The 20,214-nt window shown below is 68.0% G+C and carries 13 protein-coding genes; 4 read left to right on the top strand and 9 right to left on the bottom strand.

What is annotated here, in order from left to right:
* Positions 1 to 242 precede the first annotated feature (242 nt).
* Positions 243 to 719: a DUF3054 domain-containing protein gene (locus tag E0E18_RS10255; RefSeq protein ID WP_110482217.1), complete on the top strand. Its 477-nt coding sequence runs from the start codon at positions 243 to 245 to the stop codon at positions 717 to 719.
* Here E0E18_RS10255 and E0E18_RS10250 read toward each other — a convergent pair.
* The gene (locus E0E18_RS10250; protein WP_130840648.1) at positions 655 to 1,608 is read right to left on the bottom strand and encodes a LysR family transcriptional regulator; all 954 of its coding nucleotides are present in this window, start codon (positions 1,606 to 1,608) and stop codon (positions 655 to 657) included. The two genes, E0E18_RS10255 and E0E18_RS10250, sit on opposite strands and share 65 nt — an antisense overlap.
* A 167-nt stretch (positions 1,609 to 1,775) precedes the next feature.
* Between E0E18_RS10250 and E0E18_RS10245 the strand changes: the two genes are divergently transcribed.
* From E0E18_RS10245 to E0E18_RS10235, 3 genes are all read left to right on the top strand, one after another.
* The gene (locus E0E18_RS10245; protein WP_237559813.1) at positions 1,776 to 2,987 is read left to right on the top strand and encodes an MFS transporter; all 1,212 of its coding nucleotides are present in this window, start codon (positions 1,776 to 1,778) and stop codon (positions 2,985 to 2,987) included.
* 166 nt (positions 2,988 to 3,153) lie between these two features.
* A complete protein-coding gene (locus E0E18_RS10240) occupies positions 3,154 to 3,723 on the top strand; it encodes a DUF6230 family protein (protein WP_066586442.1) in 570 nt (189 codons plus the stop codon).
* Positions 3,723 to 5,147 (top strand): DUF6114 domain-containing protein, encoded by a 1,425-nt coding sequence (locus E0E18_RS10235; RefSeq protein ID WP_130840646.1) that lies wholly within the window; start codon positions 3,723 to 3,725, stop codon positions 5,145 to 5,147. The genes E0E18_RS10240 and E0E18_RS10235 overlap by 1 nt, the downstream gene beginning before the upstream one ends.
* A 53-nt stretch (positions 5,148 to 5,200) precedes the next feature.
* Here the strand turns inward: E0E18_RS10235 and E0E18_RS10230 are convergent, their stop codons facing one another.
* The 8 genes from E0E18_RS10230 to E0E18_RS10195 form a co-directional block, all read right to left on the bottom strand.
* Entirely contained in the window at positions 5,201 to 5,827 is a 627-nt protein-coding gene (locus E0E18_RS10230; RefSeq protein WP_130840644.1) for a hypothetical protein, read from the bottom strand.
* A 271-nt stretch (positions 5,828 to 6,098) separates the two neighbouring features.
* Positions 6,099 to 7,682 carry an acyl-CoA carboxylase subunit beta gene (locus E0E18_RS10225; protein WP_130840642.1) on the bottom strand — a complete coding sequence of 528 codons (1,584 nt, stop codon included), beginning with the start codon at positions 7,680 to 7,682 and terminating at the stop codon, positions 6,099 to 6,101.
* A gap of 19 nt (positions 7,683 to 7,701) precedes the next feature.
* Entirely contained in the window at positions 7,702 to 12,738 is a 5,037-nt protein-coding gene (gene pks13, locus E0E18_RS10220; RefSeq protein ID WP_130840640.1) for a polyketide synthase Pks13, read from the bottom strand.
* 251 nt (positions 12,739 to 12,989) lie between these two features.
* A complete protein-coding gene (locus E0E18_RS10215; RefSeq protein ID WP_066586432.1) occupies positions 12,990 to 14,876 on the bottom strand; it encodes a FadD32-like long-chain-fatty-acid--AMP ligase in 1,887 nt (628 codons plus the stop codon).
* A 158-nt stretch (positions 14,877 to 15,034) separates the two neighbouring features.
* Entirely contained in the window at positions 15,035 to 15,991 is a 957-nt protein-coding gene (locus tag E0E18_RS10210) for a cutinase family protein (protein ID WP_130840638.1), read from the bottom strand.
* Between the two features lie 104 nt (positions 15,992 to 16,095).
* Positions 16,096 to 16,665, bottom strand: a complete 570-nt coding sequence (locus tag E0E18_RS10205) for a DUF732 domain-containing protein (protein ID WP_130840636.1) — start codon at positions 16,663 to 16,665, stop codon at positions 16,096 to 16,098.
* A gap of 62 nt (positions 16,666 to 16,727) precedes the next feature.
* The gene (locus E0E18_RS10200; protein WP_130840634.1) at positions 16,728 to 18,665 is read right to left on the bottom strand and encodes an alpha/beta hydrolase-fold protein; all 1,938 of its coding nucleotides are present in this window, start codon (positions 18,663 to 18,665) and stop codon (positions 16,728 to 16,730) included.
* Positions 18,666 to 18,995: 330 nt separating this feature from the next.
* Complete coding sequence (locus tag E0E18_RS10195; protein ID WP_237559736.1) at positions 18,996 to 20,066, bottom strand: alpha/beta hydrolase; 1,071 nt, start codon at positions 20,064 to 20,066, stop codon at positions 18,996 to 18,998.
* Positions 20,067 to 20,214 lie beyond the last annotated feature (148 nt).

Raw genomic sequence — 20,214 nt, 5'->3', positions numbered from 1 at the left:
AAGCCTCATCATAAGTCAGACCACGAGGGTCGCGTACTCCTGTCTTTTTTTTTTTTTTCCAAGAAAAGGACGCCAACGGAGAGGGGGCCCCGTCGGGGGGGCGGGGAGTTGTAAAAAAGAGCGGGCCCCCCGCCGGTGCACGGGACGGCGGGGACCGCCCGCCCCCCCGCCCCGGCGGGGACGCCTCCCCCGCCGGGGACGCCGCTGACCCCGCCGAACCCGACCCGAACTAGACTGGCCCCATGTCCAACAGAGACACCTCCGACACCACCGGCCACGGCGACGCACTGCCGTCAGCCCACCACGGGCGTCCCCCCGCCCCGGAGCCGACCGGACCCACCTCCGCGACAGCGGGCCTCGGCATCCGGAACGCCGTCATCGCCGACGTCGTCGCGGTGCTCATCTTCGCCCTTCTGGCGCGGATCGCGCACAATTCCGAGGATCTCCCCCTGTCATTCCTCGGATGGCTGGACACCACCTGGCCTTTCCTCATCGGCACAGTACTGGTCTGGGGTCTCATCGCCGCCGACCGTCTGCGTTCCGCCCCGGGCAGCGGACTGCTGATCTGTGCGGTCACGTGGGTCACGGGCATGGTGTTCTGGGGGTTGCGGCACGGTGAGGTCCCGCACTGGTCCTTCATGATCGTCGCCGCGGTCATGCTGGTGGTTCTGCTGATCGGGTGGCGTGTCGTGGCGTCACGGCTGACCTCCCGTCGCTGACGACGAAGTCCCGGAACGCCGCCACCGGAGGTGCCTGCGTCCCGGACGCCGACCACACCACCCCCAGTTCCCGTCGCCGGCGGGTCCTCAGCGGTATGACCTGCATCCCGGGCAGGCGCAGGTTGGGGTCGTCCAGCGGCAGCATCGCCACACCGAGCCCCGCCGTGACCAGTCCGGCGACCGTGGTCAGCTCCATGGACTCGAAGACCAGGCGGGGCCGGAATCCGGCGTCCTCACTGAGCTGGTCCAGGATCATCCTCGTGCCGAAACCTTCCAGCATGGCGACGAAAGGCTCCTCGCGCGCCTCGCGCAGGTCCACCGAGGTGCGTGGGGAACCGTCCGGACCGGTGGCCAGCCGGTGACCTTCCGGGACCGCCAGGCCGAGGCGCTGCTGGGCCAGCTCACACCAGTGGACCTGCCCGGCACGGATCTGTGCGACAGGTTCCGGCCCCACGAAGGCCAGGTCTGAACGGCCGTCGACGACCCGGTCGACCAGTTGCCGCGCCGCCCCCTGCACCAGTTCGAACTCCACGGTCGGGTGGGCGGCCCGCCAGGTCCGCAGCAGATCAGGGACCATCCACGTGCCCAGGGAGTGCATGAAGCACAGTCGGACGGTACCGCGCGCAGGGTCGACGAGCCGCCGCACCGCCTCCACCCCGTCTGCCCAGGTGGCGCGTGTTTTCCGGGCGGTGTCGGCGAGAAGTTCACCGCGGTGGTTGAGCACGAGGTTGCGTCCGCGCCGGTCGAACAGGGTGGTGCCCACCTCCGCCTCCAGGCCCGCCAGGCGGCGGGAGAGAGAGGACTGGCTCAGGCCGGTGGCCGCGGCGGTGTCCGCCATGTTGCAGGTGTCCACGAGATCGAGGAACCACCCCAGGTCATCGATGCGCATAACGGGACTGTACAGCCTGCCTGTTGCATTTTGCGAAGGACGCCCCGACGCGCACGATGGGAACCATGACGCCACCCGGCAACGCCCCCGCCACTCCCCCGGGCGCGGGCACCACAGCCCGCCGAACCACCGGACTCGCCCCCGGAGACCCCGGATACCGTCGGGTCATGGTCGCCGCCGCGACCGCGGGACTGGCGTCCTTCAACGCCATGTACCTGACCCAGGCCCTGCTTCCCTCCATCAGCGACAGCCTCCGGGTCTCCCCCACCACCGCCGCCCTCACCGTCTCGGCGACCACCGGACTTCTCGCCGTCACCGTCGTCCCGGTGAGCATCATCTCCGAACGCATCGGACGCCGCACCGTCCTGCGCGCCTCCGTCCTCGCCGCCACCGTCCTCAGCCTGCTGCTCTGCCTCGCCCCCGGCATCAGCTCACTGATCGGACTGCGCGCCCTCCAGGGCATAGCGGTGGCCGGGGTCCCGGCCGTGACAATGACCTTCCTCGCCGAAGAGATCCGCCCCTCCCACCTGGGCAGGGTGATGGGCCTCTACATCGCCGGCACCTCCATCGGCGGACTGATGGGACGCCTCATCCCCTCGTGGTTCCTCGAGATCACCGACTGGCGCGGGGCCGCCCTGGCCGGAGCATCCGTCGCATTCCTCCTCGGACTGGTGTGCGCCTGGGCTCTGCCGCCGCAGCGCAACTTCACACCGAAGAAGATCACCCTGCGCCACGAGGTCTCCGCCTTCCGCAGACACTGGCACAATCCGAGGCTCGTCCCCCTGTTCCTGCTGCCCTTCATGCTCATGGGGTCCTTCGTCTCGCTGTACAACTACCTGGGCTTCCAGCTCACCCGACAGTTCGGCCTCAGTGAGATCTGGGCCGGGATGGTCTTCCTGCTGTACCTGTCGGGGACTTGGTCGTCGGCCAGGGCGGGTGCACTGTCCGCCCGATACGGTCCCGGGAAGGTTCTCACGGCGTCGTCGGCGATCTCCGTCGCCGGCCTGCTGGTGATGCTCGTCCCTGCACTGTGGACGACGGTCCTCGGAGCACTGATGTTCACCGCCAGCTTCTTCGCCGCCCACTCCACGGCATCCGCGTTGGTGGGTGCGCGGGCCGACGGTGACCGGGCCGAGGCGTCCTCGACCTATGTCATGAGCTACTACCTCGGCTCCTCGATCCTCGGGTGGGCACTGGGGCATGTCTTCGACCTGGGGTGGACGCCACTGGTGATCTCACTGGCGGGGGTGCAGCTGGTCTCGCTCGCCCTGACCCTGTACGCCGACCGACGGGAAGGAAGACGGGAAAGAAGACAGGGAGGACGCCGTGGAGAGCGCCGGCGAGGGCAGACGGCGACCAGTTCTGCGGCGGGCCACTGACACGCCGTGAAGGTGTCCGCCGTTCACCAGATTCGGTCGGCAAAAATATCCGTATTGTGCATGGAAACACGTTGGACGGCGATAGGATAACCCGGACAACAGGAGGCGGAACCCCGCCCACGTATCTGACGGACGCCACGGGCGTCGTTGACGGAGGAAGAGAACAATGGGACACATCAAGGGCAAGCGCTTCGTCGGCATCCTCGCCGTCGGGCTCGTCGCCACCGGCGGCATGGGCGTCGCCATGGCACAGGGCGGCATCTCCGCCAACCTGTCACTGTCGAACACCATTTTCTCCCAGACCGTCCACGGCCTCGACGGCCAGGGGGTGGCGATCTTCGTCGGCAACGACAAGCTCAGCGGCGGTGACGTCGCAGTGGCGAAACTGAAGTTCACCAAAGCCGAGATCACCGACCTGTGCATGGCCGCCCCCCTCGAGATCCCCGGCCTGGGGGAGAAGAAGTTCCAGATGAAGGTGCCCGGCAAGAACTTCAGCGCCGAGAACCTCGTCATCGGCGCCCCCGGCCTCAACGGCGGGATGACCCTGATCAAGCCCCAGATCGGTGTGGACGCCTCCCAGCTCGACGACGGTGCCTCTGCCGGCCAGTGGGGAATCGCCGCGGACGCCATCCAGGCATTCGACCAGAAGATCAAGGCCACCTCCATCTCCGCCGACCAGCTCACCGCCGCGGGTTCACAGGTGTCCGTCGTCGACGCCGACAAGGCCGAATGCTGATGACCGGCACCCCCACCCCCGACACCCCGGGAGATGTGACACAACCTCTGGACGGTGCCGCGGAGGTGACCCCCGACGCCGGACCAGGTGCCGAAACCACCAGCGAGAAGCTCGAGAAGAGCAACCGCAGGTTCACCACCTGGCGCCGACAGCGCGCCTTCGGCGCCGGCCTGCTGATGATCCTCGGCGGAGCGGTCATCCTGACCCCCGCCTACCTCAGCCTGGAGATCTCCAACATCCAGATCCAGATCTCCACCCTGGCGGGAGTCTCCACCCTCGTCATCGGCATCCTCCTCATCGTCTGCGGACTGATGACATGGTTCCGGGGTGAAGGCCGGATCCTCACCGGGGTCGCTGCGATGGTCCTGGCGATCGTCGCCCTGCCCCAGTCCAACTTCGGCGGATTCATCATCGGCACCGTCCTCTCCCTGGTCGGCGGGGCCATGGCCCTGGCCTGGACACCCCAGTCACGTGACGAGGCCCGGGCAGAGAAGAAGAACCGGAGAGAGGAGAAGGTGAGGTCGAAGGAGCAGAAACCGGGTAAGGGCGGTTCCACCACCGCCGTCGCCGCGGTCGCAGCCCTCGCCGCCCTCACCGTCGGACTCGGGGCACACACGCCACAGGCGTCCGCCCAGATTCCGGGCCTGCCCGAACTCCGGCTGCCGACACTGCCCGGCCAGGACGGTCAGGCCGGACAGCAGGTAGACCCGGCAGCCCCGTCCGGCACCGGTGCCACAGGAGGAGACGCCACGACCGCGGCCCCCTCCACCACACCGGCGGCACCCTCACTGCAGCTGCCGGGCCTGCCGGAACTCCGGCTGCCCGAGCCGACCCTGCCGGACGGTACCGCACTGCAGCAGAACATCGACGGTGGCCTCGACGCCCTCGGCGTCACGGTCCCCGGGCTCAACGTCGAACCTCCGGCACCGGTGCAGGGTCTGCTGCCGATCACCGGCAACACCTTCACCATCAAGTCCGACCGGACCGCAATGACGCCGGGGATGAAACTCTCGGTGGTCACCGTCGACACCCTGCAGGGGCCGAAGAAGGCATTCCGCATCGACTCCGACCGCACCGTGCTGACCAACCTGCGGGTCCAGTTCCCCAACGGCGTCCCCGGACTGCAGGACCTGGGCCAGGACACGCTCGGGGCGGTGACGACCCTGTCCGGTAACTTCCACATCTTCGTCAGGAAGATGACCATCACCGCCGAGGTGGCGGGGGTGGACACCGGCCTGCCGCTCACCCTCGACGCCGAGGACCTGCCGGACAACATCGTCCGGGAACTGTCGAAACTCGGTCTCGGGCTGCCGGACTTCCTGTCCGGTCAGACCGACATCCTCAACGGCACGATGGAGACCTACCTGGTCACCTCGGATGTGCTCGAAGCCCCGACCAACGACATCGGCCCCTGGCAGAGCTGACAGGGGCCGACAGGGGGCCGGCGGGGGCCGTCAGGGGGTCCGGCGGGATTGGCCTACTCGGCAGGGTCCCCCACACCGGAACCGGAGGACGCCACGGCCGGCTCCTCCGCCTCGGGCGCGGTGCTCTGCCCGGTGCTGGACTCCGCGGCACTGCTCTCTGCCGGCGTACTTTCCGTGGTCCTGCTCCCGCCCGTGGAGCCGGAGCTGCCTGAGACGGAACCTTCCACCGAACCGACGACATCATCCCATGTCAGCGGCGAGTTCGCGATGAGTGAGAGAATGTCGATGACAGTCGTCAGGTTGACGGTGCCCGTCGCCAGTGCCCCGGCGACACGCGCGACCCGGCCCCAGTCCGTGGTAGCCAGGGAGCCGACGAGCCGGCCGTCCTCGAGGGACCCGGTCGCCTCCGGCGCGTCGGTGGACTCGGCGTCCTCACCTGGCGCAGGTGCCGGAGACTCAGACGTCGGGGCCACAGACGTCTGGGCGACAGTACTGTCGGCCGACGAGCCCGGCACTGTCGGATCAGCGGAGCTGACCGGCACCAGAAGCGCCGCGGCGGTGACCGTGGTCAGTGCCGCCACACCGACCCGCGACGACAGACGGGCCGACAGTCGCGATGAACGACGGGAAGAGCGGAGCGTGGAAGCGGAAAGGGAGGAAGGGAGGGAATGGAGAGACACAGGATTACCGTCCTTGCGGAATCGTCGGTTCGTGAAGTTCACGGTCCCCGCCACTGACGACCGGGACCCGTTGACCACTAAACCCTCTCCGGAGCCTCTCCGCCAGAGGTGAATTCACCGGGACGGTAATTTCCCCGGAGAACACCCCCCACCGCCGGCACCACGACCACCCGGCCACCCCCGTCACGGCCCGGTCGGCCACCCCCGCTGCCCCTGGATCAGTGGCGCGACAGTGGCGCTACTGTGGCGCGACAGTGGCGCGACAGTGGCGCTACAGCGGCATGATCGTGTGCTTCTTGGGCACCTCGGGCACTCTCTTGTCCTTCAGGATCCGCAGTGACTGCCGGATCCTCAGCCGGGTCTCCGCAGGATCGATCACGGCGTCGATGTACCCGCGTTCCGCCGCCACATAGGGGCTCGTCATGTTGGCGTTGTAGAAGTCCATGAACATCTTCTTCGCCGCCGGACGCTCCTCCTCAGGAAGTGCCGCAAGCTGTCTCCCCTGCAGCATCACCGCGGCACCCTCCGCACCCATCACCGCGATCTGGGCGGTCGGCCAGGCGAAGTTCATGTCCGCACCGAGGTTCTTCGACCCCATCACCGCATACCCGCCGCCGAAGGCCTTGCGGACGACCACGGTCACCTTCGGCACACTCGCCTCGACCATGGCGAAACCTAGTTTGGCCCCACGGTGGATCAGGCCCGCCTTCTCCTGGTCGGCACCGGGCAGGTAGCCCGGAGTGTCCACCACGAAGACGAGGGGGATGTTGTAGGCGTCACAGATCCTGATGAACCTCGCCGCCTTGTCCGCGGCGTCCGCGTCCAGGCACCCGGCCAACTGCATCGGCTGGTTGGCGACCACACCCACCGAATGCCCGTCCACGCGGGCGAAACCGGTGATCACGTTCGGTCCGAAGTCTGGCAGGACCTCGAGGAAGTGGTCGTCGTCGAAGATGCGGGTGAGCACGTCGGTCATGTCGTAGCCGGCGTTGGGGTCGTCCGGGACAATGTCGAGCAGTTCGGTGTCCGTCCCCGACTGTTCGTCACCGGGCGCCCAGAACTCCGGCGTCGTCTCGAACGCCGACGACGGGAGATGGTCGAGCAGTTCGCGGGCGTAGTCGAAGGCGTCCGCCTCATCAGGGGCGACATAGCTGAGATTGCCGCGCTCCGCCTGGATCCGGGCACCACCGAGTTCCTGCATGCTGATCTTCTCGCCGGTGACGGACTCGATGATCGCCGGACCGGTGACGAACATGGTGGTCTGCTCTTCCACGCCGATGAGGAAGTCCGTCGTCGCCGGTGCGTACACCGCACCTCCGGCACAGTTGCCCAGCAGGATCGAGATCTGTGGGGACTGGCCGGACAACGGGAGCTGGCGGCGGGAGATCTCCGAGTACATCGCCAGGGACATCACGGCGTCCTGGATCCTGGCACCACCGGAGTCGTTGATACCGACGACGGGGCATCCGATACGGGTCGCGAAGTCCATCACCTCGCACACCTTGTTGCCGAAGGTCTCGCCCACGGAACCGCCGAACACGGTCTTGTCGTGGGCGTACACGGCCACGGGGCGCCCGTTCACCCGCCCGTACCCGGTGACCACGCCGTCACCGTAGGGGGCGGTGTCGTCGCCCGGGGTCTGGGCCAGGGCACCGATCTCGGTGAAGGTTCCGGGGTCCAGCAGGGCGTCGATGCGCTGCCTCGGGGTCGTCCGTCCGGCGGCGTCCCTCTTCGCCCGCGCGCGTTCACTGCCCGGGTCCAGGGACTCCTCCGTGCGCCGCCGCAGGTCGGCGAGCTTCTCCGCGGTGGACCGGCCGGAACCGGGCCCGTAACGGTCGTCTGTGCTCTCGCTCATGGTGCTCACTCCTCCCACGCTAGCTGAGGGTGTCAAGGTGTTCGGTGATGCGGGCTCCGACGATGCCGATGGCCGGCTCGTCGGGGACACCGAGATGGTCTCCGGGCAGGTGGACAATCTCAAGGTCGTCGACGATACCGCCCCATCCGCCGTCCGGTGCTATCTCGGCGAAGCTGGGTTCCAGCTCGATCGCGCCCTCGTGCATGCCCTCGGACTTGTACAGGGTCACCGGGGCAGTGACGTCGGCCCAGCGGTGGAAGTCGAGGGTGTTGAGGATGCGGGTGTCGACGAAACTGGCGCGCTGGTGTTCCAGGACACCGGCGGCAAGGCCGTGCCCGGAAGAGTCCGAGGTGCGCAGGAAGGTGGTCATCAGGCCGATGAGCGCCTCCTCACCCTGCTCGTCGAGCAGGTCGTGCGGCACCGGCAGGTCGATCCCGTAGGTCTTCGACGCGAAGGCGGAGTACCTGTCCCAGCGGGCGTGCATCTCCTCCTTCGTGTCAGGGGCCGGGTGGAGGGGCTGCACCAGGTCGAGAAGCTCCAGATGACCGACGGTGACCTCGGAGTTCTCCAGACGGTGGGCGACCTCGTAGGCCAGGGCACCGCCGAAACTCCAGCCGCCGAGAACCACCGGCAGGCCGTCGGCGAGCGCGGTGATGTCCTCGACGTATGCTCGGGCACGCTCGTCGAGACTGCCTTCGAGCCTTTCCACCCCGTACACCGGGACGTCGTCGGGGAGGCGCCGCGTCAGCGGTTCGTAGACCACCGAGGAACCGCCCGCCGGGTGGAACATGAACACGGCAGGACGCCGCGAGCCGGCGGGACGCTCCCGCAGGACACGGATATTGCCCTCCACCTCTGTCTCGAGGAACTCCCGGGCGATGTCGGACAGGGGTTCGACGGTGCCGGCCTCCATCACCTGCTGCGCGGTGATCGAGGATCCGGACCGTTCGTTGATCCTGGCGGCGATCGTCTCCGCTGTGGCGGAGTCGACGGGCGGCAGCGGGCTGGTGACACCGGCCGGAGCGGCACCGGTGACGGAGGCCCAGGTTCCGAACACCATGCGCTCGGCGGCATCGCGGGGGGCGACACCGACCCCGGTCGGGGCCTGTGCCTGTGCCGCGGAGGCGTCCGTCGTGCCGGAGGCGTCCGTCGTGCCGGCTGAAGTGTCGGAGGCGGCGGTGACGGCTGCGTCCTCACGGGCATCCTCACGGGCGTCCTCACGGGCGTCCTCACCGGTGCTTTCCCCGGTGTTCCCGCCGTCGGCCACCAGAGACTCGACCATCGCGATGACCGAATCCACGGAACCGTCCCTGAGCTCCTGGACATTCAGCGGAGGAAGCCCGAAATCGTACTCGACACGGTTCTTGATACGCATACCCATCAGAGAGTCCAGCCCCAGGTCGATCAGCGGCAGCTCCCCGGGAAGGTCGTCGGCGTCATAACCCATCGACTCGGAGACAATGGCACGCAGCCGGTCAGCCACCGACTCACCGGACTCCGGGTCCCACCTCTCCGATGACGGGTCGACAGCGGGCAGGGCGTTGACCGCCCCCTTCCCGGTGGCCGACCTGTCAGAGACCGGGGCCACCCCGCCTGCAGCACCTGCAGAAACCGCCGGAGCCGCAGCTCCCCCGCCCTGCGGTGTCGCGGCCGACCCGGAGGCGGTGGCGAACGCTTCGCCGACCAGCCGGGCGGAACCGTCGGCGGCGATGTGGTGCACATGCACCGTCAGCCCGCCGAGACTGCGCTGCACAACGGTGGTCACGTCGTCCCCTGGGGCACCCGCCAGGGCACCGTAGCTCTCCACAGCGGAGACGACCGCGTCACCGTCGACGGCGTGCACCGCCGCCTCCGCCACCGCGGACACGCTCGTCACATCGGACAGCGCCGCACTGAACGCGGTACGACCGTCCGGCAGCGCGACCCTCGCCCCGGGCATGCCGCGGACCGCACCCCCGCCCGGGCGGGCGTCGGTCCAGTGACGCTGCAGATTCCAGTGCATCCCCGGCAGGTCAGCCCAACCACCCGGCCCCGCCAGCGCGGTGAAGTCGATGTCCGCACCACGGACGTACAGTTCCGCGACCGTGGTGAGGAAGGTGTCGGCGGCGGGATGCTTCCGCTTGAGCAGGAACATCAGGGAGGCGTCCCCGGCGTCACGGGCGAAAGCGGTGTTCATCAACGGCATCAGTGCCACCGGGTTCGGCGAGAACTCCACGAACGTGCGGAAACCGGCGTCGAACTGGCTGCCCGTCGCGTCCGAGAACCACACCGGCTGACGCGTGCACCGCACGAAGTAGTCGGCGTCATGGGGAGTGTCCCCCGGCCGGTAGACCACACCCCTGTCCACGGTGCTGTACAGGGGCACGGTGATCGGACGGGCGGTGATGTCACAGATCTCCGCGTGCAGCTCACCGAGCACCGGGTCCAGCATGCTCGTGTGCCCGGCCCCCTTGACCTGCAGCTGACGGGCGAAGCGCCCCTCACCGTCGACGAAAGCCACAAGATCGGCGACCTGCCGGGCAGGTCCGCCCACCGTCGTCATACCCGGCGCGGCGTACACCGCGGGCTCCACGGCGGAGAACTCCGGGTGCTCCTGCTGGAAGGACGCCAGCTCCTCCACCCCCAGGTCGATGACCGCCATCGCACCGAGCTTGTCCTCGGGCAGCAGACGCTCACCCTCACCCATCAGACGGGCCCGGTGACAGGCGACCCGCACAGCGTCCTGCATCGACAGTCCGCCGACAGCGTACGCCGCCGCGATCTCACCCATGGACTGCCCGACCACGGCGGACGGGCGTGCACCCGCCGCGGTCATCAGGTCGGTCAGCGCGATCTGGATCGCCGTGATACCCACCTGTGCCGTCTCCAGGTCGTAGTCCCGGGCGTCATCGGTGACCAGTTCCACCAGATCCCATCCGGACTCGGCGGCGACAACCTCCGCGATCTCCCGGACACGTGCCGCGAACAGGGGGGACAGGGTGAACAGTTCCTTGCCCATCTTGCGGTGCTGGGAACCGAAACCGGAGTACACCCACACCGCACCCATCCGGTCGGGGCTGTCCGCCGCAGCCACCCCGGCACCTTTCTTCCCCGCGGCAAGGCGGGCGACACCGGCGGACGCCTCGTCGAGCCCGTGCGCGAGGACCACCCCACGGGACCGTCCGTGACTGCGGCGTCCCAGTGTCCGGGCAGTGTCCGTGAGCAGCGACTGTCCCGCCCCGGCATTGTGACCGTCATTCCCGTCATGGCCGCCCAGCCAGTCGGCGAGGTCCGAGGCCGCGGTGCGGCGCCGAGACGGCAGCAGACCGGACACCGGCAGAAGCTGCGGAATTCCCAGTTCGGACTTCCCGCCGTCACCGTCGTCCACTGTCTGGGTGGCACTGCGGTCGAACAGGGCGGGCCGGTCCTCCCGTGCCTCCGGGTCCGGATCCGGCGCAGCCCCCTCGGGGGCGACGACCACGACATGCGCGTTCGTTCCACCGAACCCGAAACCGGAGACCCCGGCGACCGGGTGGCCGGAGTAGGCGGGCCACTCCCGCGGATCCTCCACGACCTCCAGGTGGTCACGGTCGAAGTCGATGTACGGGTTGGGCCCGGTGAAGTTCAGTGACCGGGGAAGGACGCCGTGACGCATCGACTCGACGACCTTGATCACCCCTGCCACACCGGCGGCGGCCTCGGTGTGCCCGAAGTTCGTCTTCGCCGACCCGAGGAGCAGTGGACTGGAGTTGTCACGGCCCTCACCGAGGACACGTCCGAGAGCACCCGCCTCAATCGGGTCGCCGAGGATCGTGCCGGTACCGTGTGCCTCGACATAGTCGACGGTCCGCGGGTCGATCCCGGCGTCCCCGTAGGCCTGCTGCAGGACAGCGACCTGGGCCTCCGGATTCGGGGCGGTCAGGCCGTTGGACCGGCCGTCCTGGTTGACCGCGGTACCGGCGATCACGGCGAGGATGTCGTCACCGTCCCGGCGCGCGTCAGACAGCCGCTTGAGCACCAGCACCCCGGCGCCGTCGGACCGGACGATGCCGTCGGCGTCCTCCGAGAACGCCCGGATGCCACCGGTGGGACTGAGGACGCCCAGCTCAGAGAAGGCGACCGTCCCGAACGGGTTCGCGAGAATATTCACGCCACCGGCCACTGCCAGGGTCGCTTCCCCGGTGCGCAGCGCTGCGACCGCGTCATGGACGGCGACGAGGGAGGACGAGCATGCGGTGTCCATGGCGACCGAGGGGCCGCGGAAGTCGAAGGCGTAGGAGATCCGGTTGGCGACCACGGCCGTGGAGTTCCCCGTCAGAGCGTACGGGTGCGCCGCAGTGGGGTCGGCGCTGATCAGCATGCCGTAGTCGTTGTTCGTGGTACCGATGAACACACCGGTGCGGGTGCCGCGCAGCGTGTTGGCCGGAATGTGCGCGTCCTCCAGGGCCTCCCAGGTCAGCTGGAGCAGTATCCGCTGCTGGGGGTCCATGTTCGCCGCCTCGACCGGGGACAGCCCGAAGAATTCCGCGTCGAAGGAGGCGATGTCGTCGAGGTAGCCTCCCGTGAGCTGGGCGGCGGACATCCGACGGACCATCTCAGGGTCACCGTCGTACTCGCTCCAGCGGCCTTCGGGCAGGTCGCCGACGCCGCTGCGCCCCTGTTCGAAGAGCTTCCACATCTGGCTGACGGACTCCGCACCCGGGTACCGGGCGGCCATACCGACCACGGCGACCTGCCGGTCGGAGGGGTCCTGCCACGCACCGGCGGCGGAGGCCGCCTGCGGGCCGGGGACACGGTCGGACCCCGACGTCCCGGAGACCCGGGCCATGACATAGGACGCCAGGGAATCGACGGTGTTGTACTCGTAGGCGACGGTGGCGTCGAGTGTCACGCCGAGCAGGCGTTCCAGGTCACCGGACAGGACCACCACATCCCGGCTGGACAGGCCGGACTCCTCCAGGGGACGGTCATCTGCGATGTCCGCGGGGTCGGTGTCCGTGGTCCTGGCCACCCAGTCGTGCAACCAGGCACGCATCTCGGGGACGGTGGTGGGGGCACTTGCTGGCGTGGTCGACATGGTCGTGGAGATTCGCCTTCCTGAGGTTGTCGCCCGGGTGTCTCCCGGGTACTGCACTGTGGTTCTGCTGGCGTGATGCTGGCGTACTGCTGTCTGAGGGGTTACGGCGGTCGCGTACGACGACAGCGGAACAGCGGCCTCCGTCGGTACTCCAACGGCACAGGCCGCCCGACTGCTACAGGCCGCCGGTCAGGGCACCGCCGGCACAGAGGGACAACTCTACCGGGTGCCCCTGTGACGGGTCACGGGGCTCAGGCGAACGCGCCTTCCGCCCACGCCTTCGCGGCGACCCGGCGCGCGATCTTGTTGGCGGAGGAACGCGGCACGGAACCACGGTCGACGATGAGGACCTCGGCGGGGCTGACACCGTGGACGGAGGTGACCGCCGCCCGGACCGCTGCGGCAGCGTCACCGTCGAGGGCAGGATCAGCCTCCGGGTCACGCTCGGCGACGATGATGAGCTGCTCCACGCCCTCCCCTTCCCCGGGGGTGGCGGCGAACGCGGCAAGGACACCGGGGAGGATCTGGTCCGTGGCCTCCTGGGCGGTGGCCTCAATGTCCTGCGGGTAGTGGTTACGGCCGGCGATGACGACAAGGTCCTTGATCCGGCCGGTGATGTACAGCTCACCGTCGACGGTCACGGCCAGGTCCCCGGTACGCAGCCAGTTGTCCTCCGGGGCGCCGGCGGCGGCACTGCCTTCCCCTCCACCGTTGAGGCGGCTGCCGACAGGCAGCACGTTGCGGAACGTCTCTACGGTCTCCTCCTCACGGCCCAGGTATCCCGCGGCAACGTTGTCACCGTGGATCCACACTTCCCCGACAGACCCGGAGGGGAGCTCAGTGCCGGTGGCGGGGTCGACGATCACGATGTACTCGTTCGGCCCCGGCTCACCGACGGACATGATCGGCACGGCGGTGCCGGAGTCCGCGGGAACCTCGACGGCGGTGCCCTCCGAGAGCTTCTCGCGGTCGAAGACCCGCAGCCGGGGCCGGTCCTCGGTCTGCGGGGTGGTGACGAACACCGTCGCCTCGGCGAGACCGTAGGAGGGCCTCATCGCGGTACGCCGGAACCCGTAGGGGCCGAACACCTCCTGGAACCGGTCCACGGACTGCAGGGACACCGCCTCTGCCCCGTTGATGATCCCCTCGACATGGCTGAGATCCACGTCGGCGAGATCCTCCCGCTCCGCCGGGTCGGCGTAGCGGGCGGCGAGCTCCAGGGCGAAGTTGGGCACCGCCGCGTACACGTTCACGGCGTCCTCCCCCACTGTCCCTTTCTCGTCGAGCTGGCGGATCCACCGGCCGGGGTCCTGGATGAAGTCCCTCGGCCCCATGATGTCCTGCGGGATCCCGAGGATGAGGCAGAAGGACGCCAGGATGATGCCCATGTCGTGGTGCAGCGGAAGCCAGTTCACCAGACGCATCGGCATCTGCAGCTGGCCGGCCTGGAACACCTGGAGGACGTTGGTGACGATCGACCTGTGGGTCAGGACCACACCGGCGGGTGTGCGGGTGGACCCGGAAGTGTACTGCAGGAAAGCGGGGTCACCGGCCTTCGGTGCCAGCTCCGGGTGCTCCATCAGGGCGGCCATGGGGTTGACCCAGTCCTCGGCCAGGGAATCCGGGAGCGCGTCGACGGTGAGGATCCTGGGACGCTGCCCTGCGGGCCGGTCGGAGAAGTGGCCGCGTACCGCCGCCGCGGAATGCCTGTTGGTCAGGACCACGGTCGGAGTCGAGGACTCCAGGACTGCGGTGAGGTGGGCGCCGTGACCGGGCTCGGTGGGATCGTAGAGGGGCACGGGCACCGTGCCGGCGTAGAGGGCGCCGATGAACCCGATGAGGTACTCGGGACTGTTGTTGGCCAGGACCGCGACCCGGTCACCGGGGGTGGTGACCTGCCGCAGCCGGACGCTCACGGCCTTGATCTTCGTGTTGACCTGTGCACGGGTCCAGGTGACGACCTCTCCCCCGCGGGAGGCGGAGTAGTCGTGGAAGCGGAAGAGGAGGGAATCCTGGGTGCCCTGCATCTGCGCCATGGCGAAGAGCATTTCGTTCATACCCGAGAGGGTCAGCTGGTCAGGGATGCTGATGTTCCCCTTGTCGTCGTAGAACTGCTGCATCGCGGCACTGATGTCCATGAAATCTCCTCTGTGGGGTCTGTCCTGCGGATGGCACCCCGCGGCGCACACGGTAATGCCCGTCGCGTGGTTTTCTCTTTGGAACCTTAACGGTTTCTCCTGTCAGAGGTCCCCGTTCGGGGTACCCGCGTGTCCCGGGACGGGCGCCCCGGGCACGCTCACCTGCCCCCGTCGATGATGCCCCGCGCCCAGGACACCACCCACTGGGGAACTGTCTGACCGGGGACGACGTTGCCGTTGGTCGAGTAGCGGGCATGTATCCCGTTCGCTGCCACGAGATCGTTGGCCCGCTGGATGGCGTTACCGATATCACGGGGTGCACTGCAGACAAGGTCGGCGGGATCGCAGAACTGGTTGACCCTGTCGTTGAGCGCCCCGAAGTCGGTGGGACGCGGTCCGCGCATGGTCGCCCCCGGGACGATGGGCTGGACCAGGAGGTTGACGGAACTCAGCGCGATCTCCGCACCGATGCCCTGCACTGCCGGGCTCCCGACGAGTGTGCCCTTGCCGTCTTCCCTGCGACCGTCGGCGATGAGGGACACTCCGGCGACGGTGTCGGCGGGCACCGGACCGTTGCCGTTGCCGATGTCGGTGGCCAGGTCGCCGGTGAGCACCGCCCCCTGGCTGAATCCGACGAGGAGGAACTTCGTCCCCGGGCATGCGCCGTGGGTGGCGGCCAGTTCGTCACTGACCCGGCTGTAGCCCTGGTTGCGGGAGTCGTCGTAGGTCATCTCGGTGAGGGCGTTGATGTTCCGGAACTGGGCGGCGTAGGGCAGGGTCCAGACCTTCACCCCGCCGTCAGCGCCGGCTGCGGTGGCCTGCCCGCCGTAGGCCTCCTGCAGCGGTCGGGTGACGTTGAGGAGCAGTGAGTTCGGGTTCGCTGTGGGATTCACAGGGTCGTCGTCCGCCCGGGACTCCCAGGTACCGGGGGCGGCGATGACCTCGAACGCCGGACAGGACGCCGGCTGTTCGGCTCCGGTGGTCTCCCCCGGGGCCGGTGCAGGGCCGGTGGGCGGGGTGTTCTCGTTGCCACGACCGCCCAGCCAGGTGCCGACGCCCACGACGAGAATGACCGCGAGCACGAGGACTCCGAGCACAGTGAGGATCTTCTTCATCCTGCCGACGCTACCCCCTCAGACTGACAGGACGCTGGGAGTCGGCGAAGCCCCGTGGGAGTTCTCCGGAGCGCAGGGGAGAGACCCGGCGCTCTCCGCGGAGATCAGGAGCAGAAGTGGGCTTCTGCCGCAGAACGGATCACCGAGGCAGATTCTTCCGGAGCCTTGTCGGTCACCCCGAGTGTGCCGAGCTGGCCTGCGATGGCGGGGACGGAGAAACTTTCGCGCCCCTCCGAGTTCGCCTGGCACTGCTCGTGCCCTGCGGCGATGACCTGGTCCTGGGTGACCTGGTCGGTGATGTCGATGCCGTTGGCCCTGAGTTCACCGAGGAAGGCGTCGTCGGCCTCGGAACGGACGGAGGAGGCGGGGGGCAGCTCGGTGATCTCCGTGACTCCGCCGTCTGCGGTGGAGCCGGACCCCTCCTCACCGGCTCCGGAGCCACTGTTGCCGGAATGGGGGTTCGGCGTGGTCGTCGCGACGGTGCCGTCCGTGGACGTCGGGTTGGCCGGTACAACGGTCGACGGGGCGACCGCCGCTGTTCCTGTACCTTCAGCTGTCGAGGAATCGTCGCCGCAGGCGGTGAGACCTGCCAGTGCACCTGCGGTGACCAGGGCGAGAATGCCGAGAGAAACGGGGCGGCCGCCGGCGTGTGCCCGGTCGGTCAGCTTTGTCATCAGGTTTCCTGTCCTATGGGGCTGCATCAGGGGCGGTATGGGGGGCGGTATGAGGGGCACCGTCAGATCTGGTCTTCGCGGAGTTCACCGTGCTGGAAGGTGACCTTCTTCACTCCGTTGTCGACCACCTCGTCAGACACCGGGAAACCGAGGCGTCCCTGCTCGTAGCCCTGACGACCCCATTCCTCGAAGATCTTTCCACGGGAGAGCTTGTGCGCCCCGGTGGCGGCGGACCAGTAGATGTTGCCGTTGTCGAACTCGCTGAAGGCGCCACCGTTGATCTTGATCTCGTCGGTGTTCGGGAAACCGAGACCGGACTTCGACGGGCCTCCGTCGGCGATGTACTTCTGGGCGATGACGCCCTCGACGTACCTCACCTGCCCGTCGGGGTCACGGACGATCACACCGTTCTCGAACTTCTGCCAGGCTCCGCCGTCGATGCCGGTCTCAGCTTCGGTCGGGAAACCCAGGGGGCCTCTCTCCCAGTTGTTGCGACCCCATGCGTCGATGATGTCCTGCTTCACGGCGACGGCGCCGGTCTCCGGGGTCCAGTAGATGGCCCCGTGCTCGAAGGTCACGAAGCGACCGCGTCCGTCAGCGATGGTGTGCTCCTCCGAGGTCGGGTAGCCGAGGAAGGAGTCCGGCCCACCCATCTCGGAGTAGCGGGCGCTGATCCGTCCCCAGGTCGCGTGAGCACCGGTGGCGGGGTTCCACCAGACACGGCCGTTGCGGAAGTCCTGGACCTTGCCCCCGTCCTTCGCGTCGTACTCGTTGGACAGGCAGGTTCCGAGTTCGGTGGAGTACGTGTTCGCGACCGGGGCAATGGCACCGACCGGCGCGCAGCTGGTCGAGGTGTCCCCGGCTTCCAGGCCGAAGGTCTTGGCGATGTAGGGCCAGGCCTGCGTCATCTCGTACTGCCAGTACGGCCAGTCGTGCGTGCCGGAGGGACGGAACTGCTGGATGACGTCGACACCGGCGGCGTCCGCCGCGGCGACGAAGGTGCGGGTGGTCAGCATGGCCATGGCCTCGAGACCCCAGGCGGCCGGGTTCTCCGGGTATCCGGGGATCGGTCCCTGCGTGTCGTAGGCGCCGGCGTTGCCGTTTCCGGAGGAGGCGTAGACGGTGATGCCCTTGAGCTTCTCCACGTGCTGCTTCGGGTCGTTCTCGTTCCACCGGGCGGACCCGTAGGGGCCCCACATGTTCACGGCGGACAGGCCGCTGGTCTCGTGGATGGCGTAGTCGATCGCCATCGGCATGCCGAAGGAGGTGGTGTCGAGGTAACCGGAGAACGAGCCGACGAACTGGAACATCTCCGGGTGGTGCTCGGCAAGGTTGACCGCCGCGGTGCCGGACATGGAGAGGCCGGTGATCGCGCGCTGTTCACTGGTCCTCCAGCCTTCCCGGAGGACAGCGGGCAGTTCATTGATGAGGAAGGACTCCCACTTGTAGTTCACCTCACCGTCCGGCTGGTCCCAGTCGGTGTAGAAGGAGCCTGCACCGCCGACGGGCATGATCACGTTGACGTTCTTGTCGGCGTAGAACTGGGCGATGTTGGTCGACAGCGTCCACCCGGACTCGTCGTCACGGGCGCGCATGCCGTCCAGTGCCCAGACCGCGGGGAAGGTCTTGTTCGGCTGGCTGTACCAGTCTCGGGCGAGGAGGATCTGGACCTTGACCGGCTGGCCAGGCATGGCGGCAGAGTTGATGTACAGGTTGACCCACCGGTCGGTGAGCCACTCCACCTTCTCCACGGAGACCCCGGACGGAAGCCCGGACAGGGCCTGCTGCTGCACCGCCTGAGGCACCCGCTCAGGAACATTCTGCGGGTCGAGGTAGCCGCCCAGCACGGAGGGGTTGGGCTCGGGGGCGTTCTCCTGGGCGACGGCGGTACCTCCCAGCGGCAGGGCGACGGCCACCGACAGAGGCAGTGCGAGCACCGAGGCGGCCAGACGACGCGTCCGGGCCGCGCGCGGGGATTTCCGGGCGGAAGGTGTCTTCATGTCTCGTTATTCCTCTTTAGTCTCGTAAGTTCTGTCCGTGGTGGCGGGCCGACCTTCCGCCGGACGCCACGGTGGAGCATCGACCTGCACGACCGTCAGCCGCCGTCGGACAGGTTCCCCTCCTGTCCGGCAGGCGGTGTCAACCAGGCGGGCACCATTATGCCAGTCGGTCGCCGACACTGTCCGCCGACACTCCAAAAGTCTCAAGTATCAGTTGAAGGTTGGTGCTCAGACTATCACCGGAGAACTGACTCCCGGGGAAGAAGTCCACTTCCCACCGCACACGGGGGGAGCGGTACACCTCTCAGCCCCGCCCGTCCCGTGGTGGGCCTAGGCGCAGGTCCACTGACCGCCGCGGTAGCAGACTCCGAGCGAGTCCAGGATCTGCGGGCGGGCCTTGGCGAGCTCAGGGGTCCACAGCGTCCAGTTGTGCACCCCGATCATCGGGTAGCTCGAGGTGACCTGAACTCCCGCCACCCGCGCCGCCGCCTCATAGGGCACGGTGAGGGTCTTCGCAAGCAGCTCCAGCGCAATGCCTGTGACGCCACCGATCGGGTCACTGAAGAAGTTCCCGGCGTCCACCAGGGGGTTGGGGATCCCGGACGCCGCCGCAAGGTAGACGGGCATACCGCTGAGACGGCCCACATTCGCCATCGGGTCATTACGGCTCCGCGCCGGATCCCAGGGGGCACCCCACATGTCCCACACGGACGCCCCCGGAGAACCCGAGGTCATGGCGACCTGCAGGGCCGAGTACATGCCCGGGGCGGTGGTGTTGAGGTAACCGGACAGTGAGGTCACCTGTTTGAACTGGTCACGGTGGTAGGCGGCGAGGTTGAGTGCGGCCGTCCCACCCATCGACAGGCCGACGATCGCGTTCTTCTGCGACGAGATCCCGAAACCCTGCTGCAGCTGGGCCGGCAGTTCCCTGGTCAGGAAGGTCTCCCAGCGGGGCTTCTTCGGGGTGGTGATCCCGTTGAAGTTGCCGGACCAGTCCGCGTAGAACTGCGACGCCCCTCCGACCGGCATCACCACGTTCACGTCATCGTCGGCGAACAGGTCCGCCCCGTGACCAAGGTAGGTCCAGGCGTTCCAGTCGTCCCGGGCGCGAAGTCCGTCGAGCATGTAGATCGCCGAATCGGAGTTGGAGCGCTTGATCTGGACCTGGATGTCCTGGCCCATCGCGTCGGACCAGAACCAGCAGTTCTGCACCCAGTAGTTGTAGGGGCTCCAAGTGCAGCGGGGCCCCAGTTCCGCGCGCTTGTCCCCGCCGGCCGACGCCGTCGGAGCGGCGACGGAGGCCACGCCCAGGGCGGCGGCCACGGCCACGATCAGTGCAGCGACCTTGCGCCCCAGGCTCCGTCCCGCGGACCTGTGCTTTCCGGTGCTCGTCGTCATCATTCCCTCTTCCTGCTGTGATTCCGGTCAGGAACCGTCTTCGGTCACGGAACCTATCGCGCCACAGGACGGGAACGTTACCAAACAGTGACTATGGTCTACAAAAGTACCTGGTGAGAGCACCGTAAGGATCAGAGGAAGCTGTATTTTC

It is taken from the genome of Corynebacterium neomassiliense (genome assembly GCF_900626215.1).
GTDB lineage: Bacteria > Actinomycetota > Actinomycetes > Mycobacteriales > Mycobacteriaceae > Corynebacterium > Corynebacterium neomassiliense.
Note: the sequence above shows the minus strand (reverse complement) of the source record. Positions and strands in the feature narration are given on the sequence as shown.